Below are 25,058 nucleotides of genomic sequence, written 5' to 3' on the forward strand. Positions count from 1 at the left end.
CCACCCCCACCACCGCAAGCCTCCAGCGACGAACTATTCAGCCAACTCGATGCAGACGGCGACGGCACGGTTACCGCCACCGAACTGAACAGCGCGTTGCAGACCAGCGACAGCACCTCCTCAAACAACACCGACACCGCCACCGCCCTGCTCAAGGTTCTGGACAGCGACAGCAGCGGAGGCGTCAGCAGCGACGAACTGAAAGCTGCACTGCATGCAGGTCGCGAACGCCCGGATGACGAACAGACCGCCAGCAATACTCAAACCACAACCGAAGCGCTGAACCGCATGATTGCCAATCTGAGCAAGCAGTACTCGCTAGAAAGCACCGCGTCGGTGGGCAAGTATTTGAATGTGGCGACTTGAGATTGGGTGAAGAGGATCGCTCTCGGGTCAAGACTTGAGGGGCGATTAACTCTGGCTGGGTGAGTGGTTTGCTTTGGCTCTGCGGTGTGTCATCAAAGCGGCCCTCACCCTAGCCCTCTCCCAGAGGGAGAGGGGACTGACCGAGGTGTTTAAGCGAACTACACCGACGTGAAATACCGAGGTGAACTCAGGTTTCAAAGCACATACAACCCCACTCCTGCTTTCGCTTTGGCTTTGGCCTCCCACCACTCAACACAATGAGCGTTAGCTCGAGTACCGCTTTTGACGTGCCGGCCCCATCGGAAGGCTGAGTGGAGGGATTTATCCGGGGGTGGGAGCGCAGCGACCGTGCGGCGCAGCCGCATGCATCGAGAGGAGGTGCAGCGAAGCAAACCGTAGGCGATGCCCCCGGATGAATCCCGGAGCGAAGGAACGCCGAGCCACAGCGAGGCGCCGAACGCAGGGGCCAAGACCTTTGCTTCCTTTGGGGCGTTTGCCAAAGGGAGTCGCTGTAAAAGCGAAACCGCCAGCGGCAACACCCGAAGAAACGGATATTCACCCAATCCCAAAGAGCCTGGTCGGCCCAAAGGCCGCCAAGTCAAAAGCCTCAAACCCGAGCCTGACTCTTACTCCAATCCGTCAACAAACTATAAGCAACAGCCAAAAGCGTAGGCCCAATAAACAACCCGATAAACCCAAACGCAATCAACCCGCCAAACACCCCAAGCAACACAATCACCAACGGCAGATTCCCACCCCGGCTGATCAGATACGGCTTGAGCACGTTATCCACGCCACTGATGATGAACGTCCCCCAGATCCCGAGAAACACCGCCATCCCGTACTCGCCCTTCCAGGCCAGCCACGCCGTGGCCGGAATCCACACCAGCGGCGGCCCCATCGGAATCAGACTGAGCAAGAACGTCACGATCCCCAGCACCAGCGCCCCCGGCACCCCGGCAATCAGGAACCCGATCAGCGCCAGCACCGCTTGCGCCGCCGCCGTACCGATCACCCCGTTGACCACCCGCTGCACCGTACCGGCCACCAGATCGATGTAGTAACCAGCCCGATCACCGATCAGGCGTTCCAGCAGACTGTGCACGAACGCCGCCAGTCGCGGCCCGTCACGGTAGAAAAAGAACACGAAGACAATGCTCAGGGTCAGCTCGAGGATCCCGCTGCCGATCTGCGCACTGCGCGCCAGCAACCAGTTGCCGACCTGCCCCAGATAAGGTTTGACCGTCACCATCAGGGCCGCGCCCTGCTGATCGATGCTGTTCCAGATCCCGACAAGCCGTTCGCCCACCACCGGTACGCCACCCAGCCAGCTCGGCGCCTCGGGCAATCCGTCGACCTGCACATCCTTGATAAACGCCGTGGCATCACGCACGTGATCGGCCAGGTTAAAGCCGAGCCACACCAGCGGCCCCGCCACGAGCAGCATCCAGCCCATGGTCAGCAACAGCGCCGCGAGGGATTCCCGGCCATTGAGCCAGCGGGTCAGCAAACGCATCAGCGGCCAACTGGCGAACGCCAGCACCGCGCCCCAGAACAGCGCCGACCAGAACGGCGCCATCACCCAGAAACTGGCACCAAACAACACCAGCAACAGGATCTGCACCAGCAGACGATCATTATTGGGCATGTGAAATCTCGAAAAAAATCAGTCAGGCAAAGAGTAGGCGAACACGTCGAGCGTGTCCGCCAAAGACACCTTATCGCAACAGATCGATGCGCAGACCTTCGCCGTCGACACTGCCGGTTTCCATTCGCGCGGCGCGCACGCCCTGCCCGATCAGCGCCTGCCGCCAGGCCTCGGCCTTGGGTCCGGACACCGTCACCCGCAACGTGGTGTCGAGGTTCAAGCCACGGGACAGCAAGCGCAGCCAGGTGTCATCCGGATCGCCGGCCAGTTTTGGAAAATCCAGTTCGCCGGTGCTTTTCAGTTCCCGCAACAGCGTGGCCGAGGTCGGCAGCAGCTCACCGAGCGGTGCCAGTGCTTCAAACTGTTCAACGTGCAGATAAGCTTTGCGATTGCCGCGGGTGATGCTGTACAGCGCCACCAGCGTGTTGTCGCGCGGGGCCGCGAGCCTCAGCAGCAGATAGGCCTGCTGCTCGTCGGCACCGTACAGCTTGGCGTTGCCGAACACCTCATTGGCCCACAGACTGCTCTCGCCGCAATCCCGGGCCTGGCACCAGAACAACAGCTGGGCATCCTGCTTTTGCAGGGCTTCGCGGGCAAGGGTAAAGGCTTCGGTGGCGGAATGCTCCGGCGGTAATTCATAGGTCACCGAGGTGGTCTGCCCCCGGGCGCTGACCTGGCCGTCGAAACGCAATTGACCGCTGATCTTGCGGATCGAGCCGAGCGGGTAGATCCGCTCCAGCTCCACGGCGGGGCGATAGTCGACGATCTGCGCATCGGCCACACGCGGCACGATCGGCAAGTCCTGACTGCCCGGCAGGTCGGCAGCGAATAGAAAGGGACTGAAACAGCACAGCGCCAGCAGACTGATAGATCGCATGGACAGGCTCATCGCAGGGGCATGGCCAGGGTGCCTTGAGGGCAGTTCGAAGTCGCAGCGGTGTAGAAATCCATCTTGGTTGTCTCCCATTTCAACCTGCCCAGCCTCGACAGTTGCCGGGAGCAAGTCAAGGAATGGCGAAGAACCGATTGAAACAGTCTGCGACAAGGTCGGCCCCGGCCTCATCGTTCAGGTGCAGATGATGCCCGCCCGGCAGCTGTTCCCGGTCAAAGGGTAGACGTTCCAGCAGCTCCGGATGTTTGGCCAGCATGCCATCGGCGGCGACCACCAATTGTGCAGGGCAGGCAATGCGCTGCACGAACGCCATCGCCTGTTCCTGGGTCAGACGCAGCGGCGAAGGCAAAGTCAGGCGGTTGTCGGTGCGCCAGGTGTAACCGCCGGGCACCGGCATCAGACCGCGCTGGGCCAGCAGTTCGGCGGCTTCGCGACTGACCGCCACCAGCCCTTTCATCCGTGCTTCGATCGCCCGGTCGAGGGTGTTGTAGACCGGTTTGCGCTTTTCCCGAAGATCGAGTTGCGCCTGCAGGGCCATGCCCATGCGCTCGGCGGCGTTCTCGCCTTTGTCGGTAGGAGGAATTATCCCGTCGATCAACGCCAGATGGGTGATGCGTTCGGGCAACGACCCGGCCAACACCAGCGAAACAATGGCGCCCATGGAATGCCCGAGCAACCCGAAACGTTTCCAGCCCAGTTGTTCGGCGACCTGCAGCACGTCATGGGCGTAATCCCACAGTGCGTAACCGGCGCCGTTCGGCCGGTGCCCGGAATGTCCGTGGCCGGCCATGTCCAGCGCGACGATGCGCAAGCCTTTGAGCTTCGGCGCCAGTCGGGCGAAGCTGTTGGCGTTGTCCAGCCAGCCGTGAAGGGCGATCACCGGTAACCCGTCTTCCGGGCCGAACAGGTGCGCTGCCAGTTCGATATGCGGCAGGCTCAGGCGCACTTCTTCGACGCCGGGGTTCATGCGCAATCCTTGTCTTGCCGGCGCTCCCAGCGATCGAACAGGTTTTTCAGTAATTGCGCGGTGTCCTGCGGGCGCTCAAGCGGAAACATGTGCCCGCCGGGCACGGTCAGCGCCTCGCCCTGAGGCAGGCGTCCGACGAAGCGGGTGTGGTGGTTCATCACCACGCGGCTCTTGTGTCCACGTACCACCGCCAGCGGCACTTTCAATTGCCGGGTATGCGCAGGACTGGTGTGCGGCACGCCGCGATAGATGCTGATCTCGGTCGCAGGATCGAAGCGCAGGCGCAACTTGTCGCCGACCTTGTGCAGGCCGTGCTGCAAGTAGGCATCGAAACATTCCGGATCAAAGCTGCGGAACAGGGTTTTGCCGGCAAAATAACCTCGGGCGCTGTCCAGATCGGCAAACTCTTCGCGGCGTCCCAGCGTGCGACCGGCCGGGGTCAGTTTGTCGATGAAACCAAAGCGCTTGGCGGCGCGGATCACCCATTGATCGGTGCGGGTCAGCACCGGCGAGTCGAGCATCACCACGCCCCGATACAGTTCAGGGCAACGCAGTGCAGCGTGCAAATGCAACATGCCGCCGAAGGAATGGCCGACGCCCCACACCGGCTCATCTTGCTGTTGCAGGTGATGGATGAGTTCGTCGACCAGGTGGTACCAGTTGTCACCCGCCGGGAAACGCGGGTCATGGGCGTGTTGTTCCAGATGCGCGACCCGGTACTCGGGCGCCAGCGCCGCGAACAGTTTGCCGTAGGTACCCGAAGGGAAACCATTGGCGTGGGCGAAGAAGATCGGTTGCGACATACCGGCAAATCCATGAGCGGAAAACAGGCGTTGATTGTCCGTAAGACCGCGTCCTTCAGCAATGACCGTAACTGCCAGGAATGATGACAGTCCGGTCAGGGCTATGACGCTTCGGCCATCAACGCGCCGGCGGTTGTTCCCCAAGTGGAACAACCGCCATGGTCAGGCGCGACACGCAACTGGCCTTGCCTTCATCGCTGGTCAGACGGATGTCCCAGACGTGGGTGGTGCGGCCGATGTGAATCGGTTTGGCCACAGCCGTCACCCGTCCGCTGCGCAGGCCGCGCAAGTGGTTGGCGTTGATTTCCAGGCCCACGCAATAGAACTTGCTGGCGTCGATGCACAGGTAACTGGCCATCGAGCCGACGCTCTCGGCCAGCACCACCGAGGCGCCGCCGTGCAGCAGGCCGTAAGGCTGATGGGTGCGATGGTCGATGACCATGCTGGCCGTCAGGGATTCTTCGTCGAAGGACTCGAAGCGGATGTCCAGCACTTCGCCGATGGTGTTTTTCTGGATTGCGTTCAACTGCTCGATGTTCGGAGTGGTGCGCCACAAGGTCATCGCAGGCTTCCTTTGTTGTTTTGATCGACGCTCAATCCTGCCACAGCACCGCCTCGCTGCGCTCGCTCCATTCTTCGAAACGTGCTCCGTAGGTGTCTTCGATGATGTTGCGTTTGATCTTCAAAGTCGGCGTGAGGAAGCCGTTCTCCACCGCCCAGCTGTCCTTGACCACCACCAGCCGGCGCAGGCGCTCGTGCTTGTCGAGCACGGCGTTGACCTCCTCCAGCAGTTTTTCCAGGCTCGAATGCAGCGGCGCGCGGGGCTCTTCCCGGCCCACCGCCGAGAGCACGCACAACCCCAGCGGCGCACTCAGGCCATCGCCGACCACGCAGACTTGTTCGATCCGCGAATGCACCGCCAGCCGATTTTCGATCGGCGCCGGGGCGACGTACTTGCCCTTGCTGGTCTTGAAGATTTCCTTGAGCCGCCCGGTCAGGCGCAAGCGCCCTTCGGCGTCCTGTTCGCCCTTGTCGCCGGTGCGCAGGAAGCCGTCTTCGGTGAGGGTCTCGGCGGTTTTCTGCGGTTCCTTGAAATAGCCGAGCATGTTCGCCTGGCTGCGCACCTGCACTTCGCCGGACTCATCGATCCGCACTTCCACGTCGGGGCATGGCCGGCCGATCCAGCCTTCCTTGTATTGCCCCGGCAGGCAGATGTGCGAATACCCGCAGCTTTCGGTCATGCCGTAGACCTCCAGCACGTCGAGCCCGAGTTTCTGATACCAGCGCAACAGGGTCAGCGGCACCGGCGCCGCACCGGACAGCGCCACGCGCAACGCATCCAGCCCCAACCCCGCCAATACCTTGTGGCCGATCCGTTTGCCGATAAAGGGCAGACCGAGCAGGAAATCCAGACGTTTTGCCGGGATCTTGCTGTAGACGCCCATCTGGAACTTGGTCCAGATCCGCGGCACCCCGAACATCGCCGTCGGCCGCGCCCGCTTGAGATCGGCGAGAAAGGTATCGAGGCTCTCGGCGAAAAACACAGTCTGCCCGGTGTAGATCGACGCCAGTTCGACGAACATCCGTTCAGCCACATGGCATAGCGGCAGATACGACAGCAGCCGGTCGTGCTCATTGAGACCGAACAGTTGCGTGCCGCGCGTCGTCGCAAACCCGAGATTGGCGAAGCTGTGCATCACGCCCTTGGGCAGGCCGGTGGTGCCGGAGGTGTAAATGATCGTCGCCAGTTGCTCGGCGGCGGGACGCGGATCGTCCTGGATCGGCGAGCTGCGTTGCAGGTCATCCCAGTTGAAATCGAACGTGCCCGGCGGATGCAGCGGCAAGCTGACGGTGGTCAGGCCGGCTGGCACACCTGGCGACATGCCCGGCCAGTCATCGAGCTTGCCAATGAACGCCAGCACGCTTTCCGAGTGGGTGAGCACCTGATTCACCGATTCGGCGGTGAGGTTCGGATAAAGCGGCACAGAGACATGCCCGGCCATCCAGATCGCCAGATCAGCGATGATCCAGTGCGCGCAGTTTTTCGAGATCAGCGCGATGTGGCTGCCTTGCGGCAATTCCCGGGAGCGCAGCCAGTGCGCGGCGCAGCGGGCCTGATGGCCGACGTCGGCCCAGGTCAGTGTCTCGACCTGCCCGCCGCCAATCGGCTGCACCAGAAAACGCTGACGCGGGTGCCGGGCCTCACGTTCGTAAAACACGTCCAGCGGCAAACGGAAGGCGGAAGACATTCGACTCGCTCCTGTTTTTTGGTCTGGAGCAAGCGTAGTCAACCAAGCAAGTGCTTGGTTGACTATTTCGTACAAAAAATTTCAGGGATGTTTAAGGCTGTTGAGCGTCATCGAACCGATCAGCAATTCGCTGTGCTCGAGCTCGGCCAGCCCGGCGGTGCTGACTTTCTCCGGCGGATAGCCCGCACCGTGTTGCAGGTAGCTGAGCAGGTTTCCCACCAGCGGATTGTGGCTGACCAGCAGCACGTTGCTCACCGACACCAGTTGCTCGGCAACGCGGTCCGGGTCAACTTCCGGGGTCAGCCACTCGACCGTGCGGATCTCCGGCTCGAAGCCCAGAGCTTCGCGCACCAGTTGCGCCGTCTGTTGCGCCCGCAGGTACGGGCTGGCGTAGATCGCCGTCAGCGGCTGGCCCATCAAACGGGCTGCGCTGCTCAACACTTCCTTGCGACCGTGGGCAGTCAGTTCCCGCTCGGAGTCGGGGCGCGAGCCATAGGGCTCGGCCTCACCGTGACGCAATACCCAGAGTTTCATAGCTTGGGTTCCTCATCCCGGGCCGGATGCGGTGCCGGCGCAACAACGTGTGGCGCTTCACCTTCCGGCGTACGCGGCGCCGGCCAGTCGGCGAACGGCCAGGGTTTCTGGTCGCTGTGGAAGCTGCCGAAACGGCCGATCTGCGCCAGAAACTGGCTCAGGCTGTCGCCGAAATTCATCAGGCTGGCGCTCGGGGCGCCATAGATCAAACGATAGATCAACTGCACCAGCACCACCGCGCCGAGGATGAACTGCGCCACCTGCCAGACCAGGATGTAAACAATCATCCACAACACCCGCAGGAGGATGGATTCATATTTGGCTTCGGTTTTCGGATCGTTCATGGCCTGCTCCCTGCTGAATCAGTTGAAACCACTGGTGGAAATAAAGTCGACATCGGTTTTCGGCTCGGCGCGCATCAGCAGACCGATCACCTGCTCAAGCGTGCGCCCTTCGAAGAGGATTGCATGCAGTCCGGCGACCAGCGGCATGTAGACGCCAACCTCCTGAGCCTTGGCCTTGAGCACTTTCAGGGTATTGACCCCTTCGGCCACCTCACCCAGGCGCGACACCGCTTCGTCGAGGCTCAAGCCCTGACCGAGGGCAAAACCGACCTGGTAGTTGCGGCTTTTCGGCGACGAGCAGGTAACGATCAGATCGCCGACCCCGGCCAGACCGAGGAAGGTCATCGGGTTGGCGCCCTGATTCACCGCAAACCGGGTCATCTCGGCCAGGGCGCGAGTGATCAGCATGCTCTTGGTGTTCTCGCCCATCTCCAGCGCCACCGCCATGCCGGCAATGATTGCGTAGACGTTTTTCAGGGCACCGCCCAGCTCCACGCCGAAACGGTCGGCGCTGGCGTAGACGCGGAAAGTGCGGCCATGCAATGCGGCCTGCACGGCTTTGCAGAGTTCTTCGTCTTCACTGGCAACCACGGTGGCAGTCAGCGCGTGGTCGGCGATTTCCCGCGCAAGGTTCGGCCCGGACAGCACGCCGATACGTGCCTGCGGGGCGATCTCTTCGAGAATCTGGCTCATCAGTTTGAAGGTGTGGGCTTCGATGCCCTTGGTCAGGCTGACCAGCATCTTGCCGCTCAGGCGCTCGGCATGAGGCGCCAAAACCGTGCGCAGCGCGCTGGACGGCAACGCGACGAAACACAAATCGCAGGCGTCGAGGGTTTCCTGCAGGTCGGTGACCGCGGTCACGCCCGGCAGAATCTTGATGCCTTTGAGGTAACGCGGGTTCTCGCGATTGACCCGGATGGCCTCGGCCTGTTCGGGGTCACGCATCCACTGCCGGACTTGATGGCCGTTCTCGGCCAACAGATTGGCCACGGCGGTACCGAAACTTCCGCCTCCCAGGACCGCAATCGGGCGCTGTTCAGTCATATGTAATCCGTTAATCCATACCAGTGGCGATGCCGGCATTATACGGAGCGTCCCCTTCTCGGACAGCCCCGGCGTCAATTACCCGCACTTGTAGGAAGAAGACCAATAAAACCGAGGAAAATGCCTGCAACGTGACTGGAAAAGTCGTCGACCTCAGTTAACATGCGCGCCAATTCTTTGCTATCAAGGCTGCGTCGTGTTTTCTGGCCCCCCTTCCCCGCGTTCGTCCCTGCTGCTGGCGCTGCTGTTCAGCCCGGTGCTGCTGGCGGACGACCTGTTTGTCGACAGTGAGGCCTTGCCGCAGATCCTGACCGCCACGCGCCTGAAACAGTCGCCGGCGGAAGTCCCGGGCAGCATGACCGTACTGGACAGCGAACTGATCGCCGCCAGCGGTGCCCGGGACATCAGCGAACTGTTGCGGCTGGTGCCGGGGATGATGGTCGGCAACATCAGCGGCAATCAGGCGGCGGTGAACTACCACGGGACCAACGCGACTGAAGCCCGACGCATGCAGGTGCTGATCGACGGACGCTCGGTGTACCGCGCCGGTCTCGCAACCGTGGACTGGAGCGACATTCCGGTGGCGATGGAAGACATCGAGCGCATCGAAGTCTTTCGCGGCCCGAACACCGTCAGCTACGGCGCCAACGCGCTGATGGCAGTGGTCAACATCATCACCCGCAACCCGGCGGACAGCCACGGCACGCGGCTGAAGCTGACGCGCGGCCAACGCGGCATCAACGACTTCTATGCCAGCCAGAGCACCGGCTGGAATGACGGCGACTTGCGTCTTTCTCTGTCCGGCCAGGAAGACGACGGCTTTGACAGCGACCGCACCGGCGCCGATTACCGCGACAGCCGCCGCTTGAACCGCTTCAGTCTCGCCGTCAGCCAGACCCTGAGCGACAACCAGAGCCTGGACTGGCAGATCAACGCCAAGGACGGGGCCAATCAACGGCCCTATACCTACCGTCCGGTGTTCTCCGGGATTACGGCTGCCGGGAACAATTCCGACGTGGTTGCCAAGGACTATGCCGGTTCGGTGCGCTGGAATCTGGACCTCAACCCCGATCACAGTCTTTATGTGCAGGGCTCGGCGCAACACTGGGATCGCCAGCAAACCTGGCGCGCCTGTGACGCCGAGGTGTCGTTCAGCCCGCAGCTCACGGAGCTGTGGCAACTCAACCCGAACTACACCGAACGCCTGGCCCGCAACATGACCCTGTTCACCGGCCCCGGCGCACCCGCCGGCACGCCGCAGGAAATGGCCCTGGCCAATCAGGTGCTGGACCAGTGGCGCAACGGCGCGCGCCAGACCCTGTGCGGCGACATCGACCAGAGTGCCCGGGAATCGCGTTACGACCTGGAATTGCAGGACACCCTCAGCCTGTCCGATAGCCTGCGTCTGGTCAGCGGCCTGAACTATCGTTACGACCGTGCCGATTCCGAGACCTATTTCAACGGCACGCTGGACGACACCACCTGGCGCGCCTTCGGCCAGCTGGAATGGCGCGCCAGCGAACACTGGCTGTTGCAGGGCGGCGCCATGTTCGAAGACACGCAATTGATCGGCAGCTCCCTGACGCCCCGGTTTGCGGTCAACTACCTGTTCAATCCGCGCCACAGCCTGCGCGCGGTGTATTCGGAAGCCATCCGCTCGCCGGACATGTTCGAGAACAACGTCAACTGGAGTTATCAGGTGACCAACCTGCGGCCCGCCGCCTATGGCCAGTCTTCGGCCCGCTACTTCGTCAAGACCCGGGGCCCCGGCGATCTGGACCAGGAACACATGCGCTCGCGGGAACTGGGCTACAACGGCTTTTTCCCGGAATGGGGCCTGGCGCTGGACGTGAAGCTGTTCTACGACGAAATCACCGGGATGATCAGTGAGCCGCTGCGCAACAATCAATACATCGCCAGCAACGCCAACGATTCGCGCTTTCGCGGCACCGAGACGCAACTGGACTGGCGCCTGAGTGCGGCCGACCGCCTGCGCCTGACCTACGCCTTCGTCGACGCCGAGGCGAGCAACCCACTGGACCAGCAATTCACCGCGCGCAACAGCGGCTCGGCGGGCTGGCTGCGCGATTGGGGCCACGGCTGGAACAGCGCCCTCTTCTATTACGGTGACAACGCGCTCAACGGTTACCGCTTCGAGCGGGTCGACACGCGCATCGCCAAACGCATCGCCTTGGGCAAGGCCCAACTGCAACTGGCCGGCGTGCTGCAACAACGCCTCGACCATGAACCGACCACCTTCGTCGACAACAATTACGACGAACGCCGCGTGGTGTATTTCAGCGCCGAGCTGGAGTTCTAGATGCGCTACGCCATGTCACGGAAGATGCCAACACTCGGTCAATGGCTGGCCGGGCTTTGTCTGTTCCTGACAGCGTGGCTGCATGGCGTGGCGGTGCAGGCGGCCGACATTTTGCTGACCGGCGCCGAGGAAAGCCCTGGCGTGCAGTCCTTCGTTCAGGCCCTGAGCGAACTGCGCCCGACCGACCGCGTGCATTTCCAGCCGCTGGCCAGTTTGCCGGCGCCGGGCAAGTTGCCGTCGAGCCTGCGCCTGATCCTGCTGGATCTGCCGAGCCTCGACTGGCGCATGCAGGAAAGCCAGGGCCCCGCGACGTTGGTCCTGCGCATCAGCCGCCTGCAAGCTCGACAGCGCTTCGGCGACGTGCAACCGCCCCACTTGAGCCTGCTGTGGGCCGATCCGCCGCTGAGTCGTCAGTTGCAACTGATCCGCCGGATCCTGCCCCAGGCCGGGCGAGTCGGCGTGCTGTTCGATCAGCACAGCGAGTTCCTGCTCAAGGAGCTGCAATCGGCCGCCCAGCCGCTGAATCTGCAAATTGTCCCGCAGCGCTGGGACAACACCCACGACAGCCGCCCCTTGCAGACTGTGCTGAAAAATAGCGACGTGCTGCTGGGCCTCGACGACCCAGACCTGTACAACCCGAAAACCGCGAAGAACCTGTTGCTCAGCAGTTACTCTCGGCAACTGGCGCTGGTCGGGCCGAATGTCGCTTTCGTTCGCGCCGGCAGCCTGGCCAGCACGTACAGCGATCAGAACGACTGGCTGGCCGTTCTCGACGAATTGCTGGACCGGCCACCGGCCACCTGGCCGCGCACGCTCTATCCCGGGCGTTTTAAAGTCTCAAGTAATGCGCAGGTGGCTCGTTCCTTAGGGATAGAACCGATGAATGAAGCGTCTGTCGCCGCAGAGCTGGCCGAAGGAGAGCGCCGCCCATGATTTTCCGCCGTTGGGACATCAACACCCGCACCCAGTTGATCAGCCTGGGCCCTGCGCTGTTGCTGACCTTGCTGCTGATCAGCTTTTTCACCTTCGTGCGCATTCAGGATTTGCGTCAGGAGCTGAACCACACCGGCCAGTTGATCGCCAACCAGCTCGCACCGGCCACCGAGTACGGGGTGATTTCCGGCAACAACGAAGTGCTGGAAAGCCTGCTCAAAGCCACGCTGGCCACGCCGAACGTGCGGTTTCTGGAAGTGCAGGACAGCGCCAACCGGATTCTGGCCTACGTCGAACAGCCGGCGGATGCGCACAATCGTCCGCATCAGGTCGAGGTGTTCCAGGCGCCGGTGCGGCTGCAACGCATTGCCCTGCACAACGATTTCTTCCAGGACGGCAAGAGCAGCCCCGGCGTGGCCAGCGAGGACTATCTGGGACGGGTGATCGTCGGTCTGTCGAATGACGCGTTCAGTCAGCGCCAACAGGAAATTTTGCTCAAGGCCGGGATTCTCGCGCTGTTCGCTCTGCTCTTCACGTTCGTCCTGGCGCGGCGGCTGGCCGGTAGTCTGTCGCAGCCGATTCGCGACATCGGCAATGCGGTCAAGGCGATTCAGGACGGCGATTACAAGACCCCACTGCCGATTGTCGATGACACCGAGCTGGGCGCCCTGTCCCAGCACATCAACAACCTGGCCCAGGCGCTGGAGCAGGCCAGCCGCGAGCAGCATCAGGCGATGGCGCAACTGATCCAGACCCGCGAAGAGGCGGAGAAAGCCAACAATGCCAAATCGGATTTCCTGGCGATGATGAGCCATGAACTGCGCACGCCGATGAACGGCGTGCTGGGCATGCTGCAATTGCTGGAAACCACCGACATGACCGAGGAGCAGGTCGAGTACGCGGCGCTGGCTTCCGAGTCGACCGAGCATTTGCTCAAGGTGATCAACGACATTCTGGATTTTTCGCGCATCGAGCGTTCGGAACTGGAGCTGGAGCATATTCCGTTCAACCTCGCCGAAGTGATCGGCGCCTGCGCCCAGTCGTTCCAGCACAGCGCGGCGCAACGCGGGCTGGCCCTGCAACTGCGGATTCCCGACGACATGCGCGACTTGCAGGTACAGGGCGATCCGACGCGGATCCGGCAGATTCTGGTCAACCTGGTCGGCAATGCGCTGAAGTTCACCGAACAGGGGCGCGTCAGCATCGAGGCGCAGTGGCAGTCGCTGGATCACGAATTGCTGTGGTTCACCTGCGCGGTACGTGACAGTGGCATCGGCATTTCGCCGGAGAGCCTGGAGCTGATGTTCAACGCGTTCCAGCAGGCCGACAGTTCGATTTCCCGTCGATATGGCGGCACCGGCCTGGGCCTGCCGATTGCCCGCACCCTCGCCGAACGGATGGGCGGCACCTTGCGCGCTCAGAGCGAAGAAGGTCGCGGATCGGTATTCACTCTGGAAATACCATTGGCTTTATATAAGCAGGCACTGCCCGCGCTGGCGGCACCGCGCACACTGAACGGCGACGGTCACGGCGAAGGACGCAATGTGCTGCTGGTGGAGGACAACCCGGTCAACCAGACGGTGATCGAAGCGATGTTGCGCAGTCTGGGATTTACCGTCAGCGTCGCCACCGATGGTGTGCAGGCGGTGCGCAGCGCCGGGGACAACCGTTTCGAAGCGATCCTGATGGATTGCCGCTTGCCGCTGATTGACGGTTACGAGGCAACCCGACAGATCCGCCGCCTGCCCGGCTGCGGCCATGTGCCGATCATCGCCCTGACCGCCAATGCGTTGCAGGGCGACCGCGAAAACTGCTTGTCGGCGGGGATGAACGATTACCTGGCCAAGCCATTCAAACGCAATGATCTGCAGCAGATTCTGCAGCGATGGGTGCAGTAACGGGGCCCTTTCGAGCATCTGCGACTGGCGTGAAAAGCGAAAGTGCGGCAGTCTTAGGCACCCGAACGAGCCTCAAAAGGGGCTTGATTAAAAATTTCAGTGCACAAGTGTACATTCATGTCCTTGGTGCTGTGACTTTCACCACAACGCAATAGTCTATGAGTAGGCTGCCGGTTCGAGGCATGAACGCGTCGATCGGCCGGGAAGATTTGCCCCACCTGCCGCATGGGATTATTGAGGAGCTCGCATGACCAAACAAAACGCCTTTACTCGGGAAGACCTGCTGCGCTGCAGTCGCGGTGAGCTGTTCGGCCCAGGTAACGCGCAACTGCCCGCCCCGAACATGCTGATGGTGGATCGCATCACCCTGATCAGCGAAGAAGGCGGCAAGTACGGCAAAGGTGAATTGGTCGCCGAGCTGGATATCAACCCTGACCTGTGGTTCTTCGCGTGCCACTTCGAAGGCGATCCGGTGATGCCGGGCTGCCTGGGTCTGGACGCCATGTGGCAACTGGTCGGCTTCTTCCTGGGCTGGCAAGGCCTGCCGGGCCGTGGCCGTGCGCTGGGTTCGGGCGAAGTGAAATTCTTCGGCCAGGTCCTGCCGACCGCCAAGAAAGTCACCTACAACATTCATATCAAGCGCGTCCTCAAGGGCAAGCTGAACCTGGCCATTGCCGACGGTTCGGTGACTGTCGACGGTCGCGAAATCTACACCGCCGAAGGCCTTCGCGTCGGCGTGTTCACCTCCACTGACAACTTCTAAGGGTTATTCGCATGCGCCGCGTCGTTATCACTGGTCTGGGCATCGTTTCGTGCCTGGGCAATGACAAAGAGACCGTCTCCGCTAACCTGCGTGCAAGCCGCCCTGGCATCCGGTTCAACCCGGAATACGCCGAAATGGGTCTGCGTAGCCAGGTTTCCGGCTCCATCGACCTCAACCTTGAAGAGCTGATCGATCGCAAGATTTATCGCTTCGTCGGCCACGCAGCGGCTTACGCCTACCTGGCCATGAAAGACGCCATCGCTGACTCCGGTCTGACCGAAGAGCAGGTGTCCAACCCGCGTACCGGCCTGATCGCAGGTTCCGGCGGCGCGTCGACCCTGAACCAGATGGAAGCGCTGGACATCCTGCGCGAGAAAGGCGTGAAGCGCGTCGGCCCATACCGTGTAACGCGGACCATGAGCAGCACCGTTTCGGCTTGCCTGGCCACCCCGTTCAAGATCAAGGGCCTGAACTACTCCATCGCATCTGCCTGCGCCACCAGTGCTCACTGCATCGGTACCGCCATGGAACAGATCCAGATGGGCAAGCAGGACATCGTGTTCGCCGGCGGCGGTGAAGAGGAGCACTGGAGCCAGTCGTTCCTGTTCGACGCGATGGGCGCCCTGTCCAGCAAGCGTAATGACACCCCGGAACAAGCTTCCCGCGCCTACGACGCCGACCGTGACGGTTTCGTCATCGCCGGCGGTGGCGGCATGGTAGTGGTCGAGGAGCTGGAACACGCTCTGGCCCGTGGCGCGAAGATCTACGCGGAAATCGTTGGCTACGGCGCGACTTCCGACGGCTACGACATGGTGGCACCAAGCGGCGAAGGCGCAATCCGCTGCATGCAGCAGGCGCTGTCCACCGTCGATACCCCGATCGACTACCTGAACACCCACGGCACTTCGACTCCGGTCGGCGACGTCGCGGAAATGAAAGGTGTGCGTGAAGTGTTCGGCGACAAGGCCCCGGCCATCAGCTCCACCAAGAGCCTGTCGGGTCACTCCCTGGGCGCCGCCGGCGTTCACGAAGCGATCTACTGCATGCTGATGATGGAAGGCAACTTCATCGCCGGTTCCGCCAACATCGACGAACTGGACCCTGAAGTGGCCGATCTGCCGGTGCTGACCAAGACCCGCGAGAACGCCACCATCAACACCGTGATGAGCAACAGCTTCGGCTTCGGTGGCACCAACGCCACCCTCGTGCTGAAGCGCTGGGAAGGCAAGTAATTCCCTCCCGCTGAGCCGCACATGAAAACGCCCCGACTGGTTCGGGGCGTTTTTTTTCGCCTGGAGAAAGGCATTTTCAGCGGTGCCAAGATGAAACGTTTGTCATGCAACTTACCGCCCTGCGACTCAATGTCGCGGATTCAGCGGGCTCCAGCCCTGTTGCAGATTTCGCAAGAATACATTGCACGAATCGGGCGTTTACTTAGCAGGCTAACAAAATCTATAACAGAGTCCTGCACACGCCTTGCTGCAGATAACTTGAGATTTGGAGCTAGCAGATGACTGTAAAAGTAACTGAACGCGACGATTCACACATGTCCCATGAAGGCGTAGCCGCCGGCGTACGGATCTGGGATGTGCATCAACAAGACTTGCTGGTCGGCATGTTCCACAACGAGATCGACGCCCACAACTACAAGGCCGAACTGGAACTGCAGGAACAGCAGCGGGATCGGAAATCCGCCTGAAACAAAACCACAGCATTGAAAACGACAAACCCCGCCATGAGCGGGGTTTGTCGTTTTGGGGATTTCAGGGCCGCTTCGCAGCCCGGCGGAACCCGCTTACCACATCAGATCATCAGGGATCACATAGGCCGCGTACGGATCGTCCTCGGCATTGACCTCTTCGACCTTCTCGTTGAGCTGCACGATGCGCTGTGGATCGCGCTCCTGAATCTTCAGGGCCGCCTCACGAGGAATCACTTCGTAACCGCCGGCATGGTGCACGATCGCCAGCGAGCCGCTGCTGAGCTTGTTGCGCATCAGCGTGTTGACCGAGATGCGCTTGACCTTCTTGTCGTCAACGAAGTTGTAGTAGTCCTCGGTCGTCAGCTTCGGCAGACGCGAGACTTCGATCAACTGCTTGACCTGGGCGGCGCGGGCCTTGGCTTCCGCCTTCTCCTGCTGCTGACGGTTCAGCTCCTGGTCGCGCTTGACCTTCTCGGCCTGGGCTTCCTGGGCAGCACGCTGCTGGGAGTCGTCCAGTTCGATCTGGCCTTTGTGGGCCAGGCGCTGTTGTTTCTGTTTGTCTTTGCTGACCTGCTTGGCCTGCTTTTGGTTGACCAGTCCTGCCTTGAGCAACTGGTCGCGAAGGGAAAGGCTCATTGATGCTTACTCACTTGGGCAACGGCTCAGCCACAGCTGGGCGAATTCTTTTCCTGACGTTTGGCTTCGCCCCACAGGGCGTCCAACTCTTCGAGGGTGCAATATTCCATGGGTCGGTGGGTGTCGCGCAATGCCTGTTCGATAAAACGGAAACGTCGCTCGAACTTGGCGTTGGCGCCACGCAATGCGGTTTCCGGATCGACCTTCAGGTGCCGGGCCAGATTGACCACGGAAAACAGCAGGTCACCGATCTCGTCGGCCACCGCTTGCGGGTCATTTTCGGACATGGCTTCGAGTACTTCATCGAGCTCTTCACGGACCTTATCCAGCACCGGCAAGGCATCCGGCCAGTCAAAACCGACCTGCCCGGCGCGCTTCTGCAACTTGGCCGAGCGGGACAGGGCCGGCAATGCAGCCGGCACATCGTCGAGCAGTGACAGTTGCTGCGGCTCGGCGGATTTCTCGGCGCGCTCTTCGGCCTTGATCTCCTCCCAGCGCTGTTTGACCTGCTCTTCGTTCAGGCGCGGCACATCCAGCGGCGCATACAGATCACCGGTGGGAAACACATGCGGATGGCGACGGATCAGCTTGCGGGTGATGCTGTCGACCACGCCGGCGAATTCGAACCGCCCCTCCTCCCGTGCCAGCTGGCTGTAATACACCACCTGAAACAGCAGATCGCCCAACTCGCCCTGCAGGTGGTCGAAGTCGCCGCGCTCGATGGCGTCGGCGACTTCGTAGGCCTCTTCAAGGGTGTGCGGGACGATGGTCGCGTAAGTCTGCTTGATGTCCCACGGGCAACCGTACTGCGGGTCGCGCAGACGGTTCATCAGGTGCAGCAGGTCTTCAAGGCTGTAGATCGGTTTCATGGAGTCCGGTTACGCCGCGTTTCGATGATGTTCGGCAACTGGGAAATCCGCCCCAGCAACCGCCCCAGCGCGTCCAGACCCGGAATCTCGATGGTCAGGGACATCAGCGCGGTGTTGTCCTCCTTGTTCGAGCGGGTGTTGACCGCCAGCACGTTGATCCGCTCGTTGAGCAGCACCTGCGAAACGTCACGCAGCAGACCGGAACGGTCGTAGGCGCGGATGACGATGTCCACCGGATAGGTGAGCACCGGCACCGGGCCCCAGCTGACCTGAATGATCCGCTCCGGCTCCCGCCCGGCCAGTTGCAGCACCGAGGCGCAGTCCTGACGGTGAATGCTCACGCCACGGCCCTGGGTGATGTAGCCGACGATCGCATCGCCCGGCAACGGCTGGCAGCAGCCGGCCATCTGGGTCATCAGGTTGCCGACACCCTGGATCTGGATGTCGCCGCGCTTGCCCGGTTTGTAGCCGGTCGCCTTGCGCGGAATCAGTTCCAGCTGTTCGTTGCCGCGTTCCGGCTCGACCAGTTGTTGCGCCAGATTCACCAGTTGCGCCAGACGCAGGTCGCCGGCGCCAAGGGCGGCGAACATGTCCTCGGCGGTTTTCATGTTGGCCTTGTCGGCCAGCTTGTCGAAATCCACCGCCGGCAGGCCGAGGCGACTGAGTTCGCGTTCGAGCAGGGTCTTGCCCGCCGCGACGTTCTGATCGCGCGCCTGCAACTTGAACCAGTGCACGATCTTCGCCCGCGCCCGGGACGTGGTGACGTAACCGAGGTTCGGGTTCAGCCAGTCACGGCTCGGCGTGCCGTGCTTGCTGGTGATGATCTCGACCTGCTCGCCGGTCTGCAGGCTGTAGTTGAGCGGAACGATGCGCCCGTTGATCTTCGCGCCACGGCAGTTGTGCCCGATTTCGGTGTGCACGCGGTAGGCGAAGTCCAGCGGTGTCGCGCCCTTCGGCAAGTCGATGGCGTGACCGTCCGGGGTGAAGATGTAGACCCGGTCCGGCTCGATATCGACCCGCAGCTGTTCGGCGAGACCACCGATGTCGCCCAGCTCTTCGTGCCACTCGAGGACCTGACGCAGCCAGGAGATTTTCTCTTCGTAGTGGTTCGAGCCGGACTTGACGTCGGTGCCCTTGTAGCGCCAGTGCGCGCAGACGCCGAGCTCGGCCTCTTCGTGCATCGAATGGGTCCGGATCTGGACCTCCAGCACCTTGCCTTCCGGGCCGATCACCGCCGTGTGCAACGAGCGGTAGCCGTTCTCTTTCGGGTTGGCGATGTAGTCGTCGAACTCTTTCGGGATGTGCCGCCACAGGGTGTGGACGATGCCGAGCGCGGTGTAGCAGTCGCGCATTTCCGGCACCAGCACGCGCACCGCACGCACGTCGTAGATCTGGCTGAATTCCAGACCCTTGCGCTGCATTTTGCGCCAGATCGAATAGATGTGTTTGGCCCGGCCGCTGATGTCGGCTTCGACGCCGGTGGCCTGCAATTCGTCCTTGAGCTGGGTCATCACGTCGGCGATGAAACGCTCGCGGTCGAGCCGCCGCTCGTGCAGCAGCTTGGCAATCTGTTTGTATTGATCGGGTTCCAGGTAACGGAAGGACAAGTCCTCCAGTTCCCATTTGATATGACCGATGCCGAGTCGATGCGCGAGCGGCGCATAGATATCGAATACTTCCCGGGCGACCCGGTTACGTTTTTCGTCGTCGGCGGTTTTCACCGCACGGATCGCGCAGGTGCGTTCGGCGAGCTTGATCAGCGCGACACGCACGTCGTCGACCATCGCCACCAGCATCTTGCGCAGGTTTTCCACCTGGCCCTGGGTGCCGAGGACCATCGACTGGCGAGGGCTGAGGCTGGCACTGATCGCCGCCATGCGCAGCACGCCGTCGATCAGCTTGGCGACCACCGGGCCGAAGCGCTGGCTGACCGCCGCGAGTTCGATCTGGCCTTCGCGCACGCCGCGATAGAGAACCGCAGCCACCAGCGAATCCTGATCGAGCTTGAGGTCGGCGAGGATCTCGGCGATCTCGAGGCCCGTGCTGAAACTGCCGCTGCCTTCGGACCAGAGATTCTTCGCCGCATTGGATTGTTGCTCGGCCTGGCGAGCGTACTCGCAGGCCTCTTTCAAGGCTTCGCGATCCAGTGCCAGATCGACACTGACCGCATGATCGAGCCAAGCCTCGAGATTGATACTGCCGTCAGTGTTGATCGGCTGGTGTGCTCTCACCTGTACCATCTTGCTTTACCTTCCCTACGACGCAGATTCAATGCGTCAAATCACTGACCGTCAATGCCCGTTCGCGCTCGCGGGGCCAATGCGAGCGCTACGGACGACCAGTCGGATCAGACGAGCCATCCTGGCTCGCTTCAAATAACGCCATGGCCTCGACATGTGCCGTCTGAGGAAACATATCGAGAATCCCGGCACGTTTTAACCGGTAGCCCTGCTTGATCAATTCGACCGTATCGCGCGCCAGAGTTGCAGGGTTGCACGACACGTACACCAACCGTTTGGCGCCCAGGGTCGCCAGCTTGCGCACCACCTCGAAAGCACCGTCGCGCGGTGGGTCCAAGAGTACCGCAGAAAAGCCGTTTCCGATCCACTGGGCATCGGTCAAAGGCTGGGATAAATCGGCCTGAAAAAACTTTGTGTTATGCAAATTGTTGCTAGCGGCATTGGCCGCCGCGCGATCGACCATGGTCTGCACGCCTTCGACCGCCACCACTTCACGCGCGGCTTTCGCCAGCGGCAGGGCGAAGTTGCCCAGACCGCAAAACAGGTCGAGCACGCGCTCATCGCTCGTCGGTTTCAACCAGTCCAGCGCTTGCGCAACCATGGCCTCGTTGACCCCGGCGTTGACCTGAATGAAATCCCCCGGCCGGTAGGCCAGTTGCAGATCCCATTGTTCCAGGCGATAGCCGAGCGACAGTGCATCATCCACCGGCTGCGGCTCGCCTTCGCCATGCAGCCAGAGTTGCGCTTCATGGAACGCGCAGAAATCCTTGAGGATCGTCAGGTCGGCCTCGGACAGCGGCGCCATGTGACGCAGCAGAACGGCGAGTGACGAGCCACTGAACAATTCGACATGCCCCAGCGCCTGAGGTTTGCTCAAGCGACGAAGCATCTCCGGCAAGCGGGTCATGATCGGCTGCAAGGGCTGTACCAGCACCGGGCATTCGCTGATCGCGACGATGTCCTGACTGCCGGCGGCACGGAAACCGACTTCAAGCTTTTTGGCCTTGCTGTCCAAGCGTACGGCGATCCGGGCGCGGCGACGGTAGCCGAATTCTGGACCGGTCAACGGCGCCGCCCACTCCTCGGGTTCGGCACCGGCAACTCGCGACAACTGCTCGGCGAGCATGCGCTGTTTCAGGGCAAGCTGTTCGTTGTGGGGCAGATGCTGAACGCTGCAACCGCCGCAACGGCCGGCGTGCTGGCAAGGTGCGGGACGGCGCAATTCACTGGCGGTGAATACGCGCTCGGTGCGCGCCTCGACCACTTTGCCGTGGGCGCCAAGCACCCGCGCTTCGACCTCTTCACCCGCGAGGGCGCCGAGGACGAACCAGGTTTTGCCTTCAAAAAACGCGATGCCGCGACCGTCATTGGCCAGGCGCTCGATGCTCAAACGCTGCTTTTTGCCGGTCGGGATTTGCGGGGCCTTGCTGCCGCCGGTGGGCTGGAAGCGCAGGCCTCTCTCGTGCTTGGCCATCAGTTGGGCGCGTCGAAAATGCCGGTCGACAGGTAACGGTCGCCACGGTCGCAGATGATCGCAACGATCACCGCGTTTTCAACTTCTTTGGACAGGCGCAGCATCGCTGCCACCGCACCGCCCGAGGACACGCCACAGAAGATGCCTTCTTCGCGGGCCAGACGACGAGTGACGTCTTCGGCTTCACTTTGCGCCATGTCGACGATGCGGTCGACACGCTCGGCCTGATAGATCTTCGGCAGGTATTCCTGCGGCCAGCGGCGGATGCCGGGAATGGCCGAGCCTTCCATCGGTTGCAGGCCGACGATCTGCACCTTGTCGTTCTGCTCCTTGAGGTAGCGCGACACGCCCATGATGGTGCCGGTGGTGCCCATGGAGCTGACGAAATGAGTGATGGAGCCCTGGGTCTGACGCCAGATTTCCGGGCCGGTGGTGGTGTAGTGCGCTTCAGGATTGTCGCCGTTGGCGAACTGATCCAGCACCTTGCCACGGCCTTCGGCTTCCATCCGCTGGGCGAGATCGCGAGCGCCTTCCATGCCCTCTTCCTGGCTGACCAGAATCAGCTGCGCGCCGTACGCGGTCATCGCCGCTTTACGTTCGGCACTGGAGTTGTCCGGCATGATCAGGATCATCTTGTAACCCTTGATCGCGGCGGCCATCGCCAGGGCGATCCCGGTGTTGCCCGAGGTCGCTTCGATCAGCGTATCGCCTTCGTGGATCTGCCCGCGCAACTCGGCGCGAGTAATCATCGACAACGCCGGACGATCCTTGACCGAACCCGCCGGGTTGTTCCCTTCGAGCTTGAGCAAAAGGGTGTTGCTGGTGACACCGGGCAGGCGCTGCAAACGCACCAGCGGCGTGTTGCCGACGCAATCGGCGATGGTTGGGTACTGCAAGGTCATGGCGTTTTTCGCAATCCGGACAGCGGGGGCGCCTATCATACCGGCAAACCTGCGCAGGCCATATCACGCAAAGTGTGGTGCTTATGGTTTCTTGGAATAAGCAATAAAAGTCGCGCCAGTGGTGCGACTTTTAAATAGTGTCAGCAGCGCTGACACTTTCTTGTGCAGCTCAAACTATCTGCGGGCGGCTCATGTCCACGGTGGGAGCTGGCTTGCCAGCGAAGACGTCGGGACTGACAGCACTGTCATCCGCCACCAACCGCAGATTCAGTCGCAATCCCGACGGGCCGTTCTCGGCCCACAGGGTTCCGCCCTGGCGTTGCACCGCGTTCCTCGCGATGCTCAGTCCCAGACCAAATCCACCGTCCCCCGGCCGCGAGCCGTCGAGGCGAATGAAGGGCGAGAAGATCCGTTCCAGATCCGCCTCGTCCACGCCGCCGCCCTCGTCCTCCAGCCACAGGTGCCAGTAATCGCCATCTCGCCGACCATCGAGCCGCACGATGCCTCCCGGTGGCGAATGGCGAATCGCATTGCGCAGGATGTTTTCCAGAGCCTGGGCCAGGGTGTTGAGATTGCCGCGCACCCAGCAGGAAGCTTCAACCCCGCACTGCAACTGCCTGATCGGGCAGCAACTTTCGTAGCAGGCGTTTTCGGTGAGCATTTCCCATAGCGCCTGAATCTGAATCGCTTCGTCCGGCAACGGTGCGCGTTCGGTGTCGAGCCAGGCCAGTTGCAGGGTGTCTTCCACCAACCGCTGCATCACGTCGACTTCGCGACCGATGCGCTCGCGCAACGGTTGCAGTTGCTGCTCGCTTTCGCTGGCGACCCGCAACCGGCTCAGAGGCGTACGCAGTTCGTGGGACAAATCGCGCAGCAGCTGCTGTTGCAGGGCGACGGTGGATTGCAGGCGTTCGGACATCGAGTCGAAGGCGCGGGCCAGTTCACCGAGCTCATCGGGGCGCTGGGTGATGCCGCTCGACAACCGCACATTCAATTGATCGGCGCGCCAGGCATTGGCCTGCTCGCGAAGATTGTTCAGCGGCACCACCAGCAGGCGATACAGGCCGACGCACAGCAGCAAGGTGAACAGACCGGGAATCACACCGTTGGTGATGACGCGCCAGAACACCCGGTATTTCCCCGGCAGGAATCGCTCGGGCAACTCGATCACCAGACTGCCGGCAGTCGGGTCAGTGGGGAACGGGACCCGCAGCCACGGCCGGCCCTTTTTGTGAATCGGCCAGTCAAGGCCTCGCAGGAAAGTCAGGTGCTGAAGCTCTTGAGTGCTCAACGGCTGGCTGCCCAGCGACTGCAGGTTGCCACCGATCACGCCGACCCAGCCGGCTTCGCGCAGCTCCATGCTTTGCAACCAGCTATCAATGCCATCGCGCTCGCCCTGCTGCCAGGCGCGTTCGGCCTCGGCGGCATAACGGCTCAGCGTGCGGCGGGCGTCGTCGGAGAGGAACTGGTTGCGCTGTTCCATGTACCGGCCCCAGGACCAGCTCAGCCAGATCATCAGCAGACAGAACGCCATCAGCAGGCAGGCGAGTTTCCAGAACAGCGAGTGCCGGCCCGGCAGGTCATACACTTTCATCGACGGCACTCAGGACGTAACCCTTGCCCCACACCGTGCGCACTTCCCGCTCGGTGTAGCCGACCGACTTGAGTTTGCGGCGGATCTGGCTGATGTGCATGTCGAGGCTGCGGTCGTGGGCGGCATAACCGCGCTGAAGAACGTGCTGATAAAGGAAGGCCTTGCTCAGCACTTCCTCGTCGTTGCGGTTGAGGGTTTCCAGCAGGCGGTATTCGCTGCGGGTCAGGCCGGCGGGTTGGTCGCGGTAGAACACGTCGCACTGCTCATCGTCGAAACGCAGCCCGCCCGCCGGCACCACCGGGGCGATGGCCGCCGGACGACGGTCGAGGGCGACCCGGCGCAGGATCGCTTCGATCCGCACATGCAGCTCGGCCATGCTGAAGGGTTTGGGCAGATAGTCGTCGGCGCCGAGGCGAAACCCGCTGATACGGTCGGCTTCGGCACCGAGGGCTGACATCAGCAGCACCGGGGTGGAATGGCTCTGACGCAGCTGGGTCAGGACGTTCAGACCGTCCAGCCCCGGCAACAGAATGTCCATCAGCACCACATCGAACGGCTGGCGCCGGGCAATGCTCAGGCCTTCGCTGCCGTTCTGGCACCAGGTGACCTGGAAGCCGCTGCGACCCAGTTGTTCATGGACATAGGCACCGAGGACGGGATCGTCTTCGATGGAAAGAATGCGGGGTTGGCCAATAGAGACAGGAGTCATGACTATCTGCAAATAATTCTCAGTTGGGCGATTATTCAAGATTGCCCGGCGCCCGGCAACCCAAGCTTGACCTGTCGGACAGATGACCGGCCTGCGAGTGAACAACCACGACATCATTTTTCCCAAGATTGCCCGCAAGCAAATCGCTACACTGCGCCGATACCGCGTGCC

The 25,058-nt window shown here is 61.9% G+C and carries 23 protein-coding genes; 7 read left to right on the forward strand and 16 right to left on the reverse strand.

From position 1 onward, the window contains the following. Positions 1-366: EF-hand domain-containing protein (locus C1X29_RS14950; RefSeq protein ID WP_173940193.1), on the forward strand; the 366-nt coding region annotated here is incomplete at its 5' end. A 607-nt stretch (positions 367-973) separates the two neighbouring features. On the opposite strand, the gene C1X29_RS14955 is transcribed toward C1X29_RS14950, so the two are convergent. From C1X29_RS14955 to C1X29_RS14995, 9 genes are all read right to left on the reverse strand, one after another. Continuing rightward, positions 974-2,014: an AI-2E family transporter gene (locus C1X29_RS14955; protein WP_007957818.1), complete on the reverse strand. Its 1,041-nt coding sequence runs from the start codon at positions 2,012-2,014 to the stop codon at positions 974-976. Between the two features lie 70 nt (positions 2,015-2,084). Further along, on the reverse strand, positions 2,085-2,891 hold the full coding sequence (locus tag C1X29_RS14960) for a DUF4892 domain-containing protein (RefSeq protein ID WP_064383534.1): 807 nt from the start codon (positions 2,889-2,891) through the stop codon (positions 2,085-2,087). Positions 2,892-3,018: 127 nt separating this feature from the next. Beyond that, the gene (locus C1X29_RS14965) at positions 3,019-3,873 is read right to left on the reverse strand and encodes an alpha/beta hydrolase (protein WP_102717785.1); all 855 of its coding nucleotides are present in this window, start codon (positions 3,871-3,873) and stop codon (positions 3,019-3,021) included. Then, positions 3,870-4,676 (reverse strand): alpha/beta fold hydrolase, encoded by an 807-nt coding sequence (locus C1X29_RS14970; RefSeq protein WP_085745087.1) that lies wholly within the window; start codon positions 4,674-4,676, stop codon positions 3,870-3,872. Before C1X29_RS14970 ends, C1X29_RS14965 begins: the two co-directional genes overlap by 4 nt. 118 nt (positions 4,677-4,794) lie before the next feature. Next, positions 4,795-5,238 carry a hotdog fold thioesterase gene (locus C1X29_RS14975; protein WP_102688130.1) on the reverse strand — a complete coding sequence of 148 codons (444 nt, stop codon included), beginning with the start codon at positions 5,236-5,238 and terminating at the stop codon, positions 4,795-4,797. 31 nt (positions 5,239-5,269) lie between these two features. Further along, complete coding sequence (locus C1X29_RS14980) at positions 5,270-6,925, reverse strand: AMP-binding protein (protein ID WP_102717786.1); 1,656 nt, start codon at positions 6,923-6,925, stop codon at positions 5,270-5,272. Between the two features lie 81 nt (positions 6,926-7,006). Beyond that, a complete protein-coding gene (gene sixA, locus C1X29_RS14985) occupies positions 7,007-7,459 on the reverse strand; it encodes a phosphohistidine phosphatase SixA (RefSeq protein ID WP_007957806.1) in 453 nt (150 codons plus the stop codon). Further along, the gene (locus tag C1X29_RS14990) at positions 7,456-7,803 is read right to left on the reverse strand and encodes a DUF4389 domain-containing protein (RefSeq protein ID WP_102717787.1); all 348 of its coding nucleotides are present in this window, start codon (positions 7,801-7,803) and stop codon (positions 7,456-7,458) included. The genes sixA and C1X29_RS14990 overlap by 4 nt, the downstream gene beginning before the upstream one ends. A gap of 18 nt (positions 7,804-7,821) precedes the next feature. Then, positions 7,822-8,847: an NAD(P)H-dependent glycerol-3-phosphate dehydrogenase gene (locus C1X29_RS14995; RefSeq protein WP_102717788.1), complete on the reverse strand. Its 1,026-nt coding sequence runs from the start codon at positions 8,845-8,847 to the stop codon at positions 7,822-7,824. A 196-nt stretch (positions 8,848-9,043) separates the two neighbouring features. On the opposite strand from C1X29_RS14995, the gene C1X29_RS15000 reads away from it, so the two are divergent. From C1X29_RS15000 to C1X29_RS15025, 6 genes are all read left to right on the forward strand, one after another. Further along, positions 9,044-11,167: a TonB-dependent siderophore receptor gene (locus C1X29_RS15000; protein WP_102717789.1), complete on the forward strand. Its 2,124-nt coding sequence runs from the start codon at positions 9,044-9,046 to the stop codon at positions 11,165-11,167. Further along, positions 11,168-12,100 (forward strand): ABC transporter substrate-binding protein, encoded by a 933-nt coding sequence (locus C1X29_RS15005; RefSeq protein ID WP_102717790.1) that lies wholly within the window; start codon positions 11,168-11,170, stop codon positions 12,098-12,100. After that, the gene (locus C1X29_RS15010) at positions 12,097-13,998 is read left to right on the forward strand and encodes an ATP-binding protein (protein ID WP_102717791.1); all 1,902 of its coding nucleotides are present in this window, start codon (positions 12,097-12,099) and stop codon (positions 13,996-13,998) included. The genes C1X29_RS15005 and C1X29_RS15010 overlap by 4 nt, the downstream gene beginning before the upstream one ends. 247 nt (positions 13,999-14,245) lie before the next feature. Continuing rightward, the gene (gene fabA, locus C1X29_RS15015) at positions 14,246-14,761 is read left to right on the forward strand and encodes a 3-hydroxyacyl-[acyl-carrier-protein] dehydratase FabA (RefSeq protein WP_003227150.1); all 516 of its coding nucleotides are present in this window, start codon (positions 14,246-14,248) and stop codon (positions 14,759-14,761) included. A gap of 11 nt (positions 14,762-14,772) precedes the next feature. Further along, entirely contained in the window at positions 14,773-15,993 is a 1,221-nt protein-coding gene (gene fabB / locus C1X29_RS15020) for a beta-ketoacyl-ACP synthase I (protein ID WP_007957797.1), read from the forward strand. Between the two features lie 278 nt (positions 15,994-16,271). Next, on the forward strand, positions 16,272-16,460 hold the full coding sequence (locus C1X29_RS15025) for a hypothetical protein (protein ID WP_039772867.1): 189 nt from the start codon (positions 16,272-16,274) through the stop codon (positions 16,458-16,460). Positions 16,461-16,556: 96 nt separating this feature from the next. Here C1X29_RS15025 and C1X29_RS15030 read toward each other — a convergent pair whose 3' ends face one another. The 7 genes from C1X29_RS15030 to C1X29_RS15060 all read right to left on the reverse strand — a co-directional run bounded on the left by C1X29_RS15030 (position 16,557) and on the right by C1X29_RS15060 (position 24,887). Next, a complete protein-coding gene (locus C1X29_RS15030; protein WP_007957793.1) occupies positions 16,557-17,099 on the reverse strand; it encodes a DUF2058 domain-containing protein in 543 nt (180 codons plus the stop codon). 26 nt (positions 17,100-17,125) lie between these two features. Continuing rightward, on the reverse strand, positions 17,126-17,959 hold the full coding sequence (gene mazG / locus C1X29_RS15035; RefSeq protein ID WP_102717829.1) for a nucleoside triphosphate pyrophosphohydrolase: 834 nt from the start codon (positions 17,957-17,959) through the stop codon (positions 17,126-17,128). Positions 17,960-17,964: 5 nt separating this feature from the next. Then, entirely contained in the window at positions 17,965-20,208 is a 2,244-nt protein-coding gene (gene relA / locus C1X29_RS15040) for a GTP diphosphokinase (protein WP_085745095.1), read from the reverse strand. 88 nt (positions 20,209-20,296) lie between these two features. Further along, the gene (gene rlmD / locus C1X29_RS15045; RefSeq protein ID WP_102717792.1) at positions 20,297-21,682 is read right to left on the reverse strand and encodes a 23S rRNA (uracil(1939)-C(5))-methyltransferase RlmD; all 1,386 of its coding nucleotides are present in this window, start codon (positions 21,680-21,682) and stop codon (positions 20,297-20,299) included. Then, positions 21,682-22,584: a cysteine synthase CysM gene (cysM, locus tag C1X29_RS15050; protein WP_102717793.1), complete on the reverse strand. Its 903-nt coding sequence runs from the start codon at positions 22,582-22,584 to the stop codon at positions 21,682-21,684. Before cysM ends, rlmD begins: the two co-directional genes overlap by 1 nt. Positions 22,585-22,753: 169 nt before the next feature. Continuing rightward, positions 22,754-24,178: a sensor histidine kinase gene (locus C1X29_RS15055; protein WP_102717794.1), complete on the reverse strand. Its 1,425-nt coding sequence runs from the start codon at positions 24,176-24,178 to the stop codon at positions 22,754-22,756. Continuing rightward, positions 24,165-24,887, reverse strand: coding sequence for a response regulator transcription factor (locus tag C1X29_RS15060; protein ID WP_102717795.1), 723 nt, complete (start codon positions 24,885-24,887; stop codon positions 24,165-24,167). The genes C1X29_RS15055 and C1X29_RS15060 overlap by 14 nt, the downstream gene beginning before the upstream one ends. Positions 24,888-25,058: the final 171 nt, after the last annotated feature.

The sequence above is a fragment of the Pseudomonas sp. GW456-12-10-14-LB2 genome (genome assembly GCF_002884345.1).
Lineage (GTDB): Bacteria > Pseudomonadota > Gammaproteobacteria > Pseudomonadales > Pseudomonadaceae > Aquipseudomonas > Aquipseudomonas paraglycinae.

Coding starts and splice junctions, on each gene's coding strand:
- C1X29_RS14960 (WP_064383534.1), bottom strand. CDS start 2,891: ATGCGATCTATCAGTCTGCTGGCGCTGTGCTGTTTCAGTCCCTTTCTA.
- C1X29_RS14955 (WP_007957818.1), bottom strand. CDS start 2,014: ATGCCCAATAATGATCGTCTGCTGGTGCAGATCCTGTTGCTGGTGTTG.
- C1X29_RS14970 (WP_085745087.1), bottom strand. CDS start 4,676: ATGTCGCAACCGATCTTCTTCGCCCACGCCAATGGTTTCCCTTCGGGT.
- C1X29_RS14965 (WP_102717785.1), bottom strand. CDS start 3,873: ATGAACCCCGGCGTCGAAGAAGTGCGCCTGAGCCTGCCGCATATCGAA.
- C1X29_RS15030 (WP_007957793.1), bottom strand. CDS start 17,099: ATGAGCCTTTCCCTTCGCGACCAGTTGCTCAAGGCAGGACTGGTCAAC.
- C1X29_RS15055 (WP_102717794.1), bottom strand. CDS start 24,178: ATGAAAGTGTATGACCTGCCGGGCCGGCACTCGCTGTTCTGGAAACTC.
- C1X29_RS14995 (WP_102717788.1), bottom strand. CDS start 8,847: ATGACTGAACAGCGCCCGATTGCGGTCCTGGGAGGCGGAAGTTTCGGT.
- cysM (WP_102717793.1), bottom strand. CDS start 22,584: ATGACCTTGCAGTACCCAACCATCGCCGATTGCGTCGGCAACACGCCG.
- C1X29_RS15005 (WP_102717790.1), top strand. CDS start 11,168: ATGCGCTACGCCATGTCACGGAAGATGCCAACACTCGGTCAATGGCTG.
- C1X29_RS15060 (WP_102717795.1), bottom strand. CDS start 24,887: ATGACTCCTGTCTCTATTGGCCAACCCCGCATTCTTTCCATCGAAGAC.
- C1X29_RS14980 (WP_102717786.1), bottom strand. CDS start 6,925: ATGTCTTCCGCCTTCCGTTTGCCGCTGGACGTGTTTTACGAACGTGAG.
- rlmD (WP_102717792.1), bottom strand. CDS start 21,682: ATGGCCAAGCACGAGAGAGGCCTGCGCTTCCAGCCCACCGGCGGCAGC.
- C1X29_RS14975 (WP_102688130.1), bottom strand. CDS start 5,238: ATGACCTTGTGGCGCACCACTCCGAACATCGAGCAGTTGAACGCAATC.
- C1X29_RS15025 (WP_039772867.1), top strand. CDS start 16,272: ATGACTGTAAAAGTAACTGAACGCGACGATTCACACATGTCCCATGAA.
- C1X29_RS14990 (WP_102717787.1), bottom strand. CDS start 7,803: ATGAACGATCCGAAAACCGAAGCCAAATATGAATCCATCCTCCTGCGG.
- C1X29_RS15010 (WP_102717791.1), top strand. CDS start 12,097: ATGATTTTCCGCCGTTGGGACATCAACACCCGCACCCAGTTGATCAGC.
- fabA (WP_003227150.1), top strand. CDS start 14,246: ATGACCAAACAAAACGCCTTTACTCGGGAAGACCTGCTGCGCTGCAGT.
- relA (WP_085745095.1), bottom strand. CDS start 20,208: ATGGTACAGGTGAGAGCACACCAGCCGATCAACACTGACGGCAGTATC.
- fabB (WP_007957797.1), top strand. CDS start 14,773: ATGCGCCGCGTCGTTATCACTGGTCTGGGCATCGTTTCGTGCCTGGGC.
- sixA (WP_007957806.1), bottom strand. CDS start 7,459: ATGAAACTCTGGGTATTGCGTCACGGTGAGGCCGAGCCCTATGGCTCG.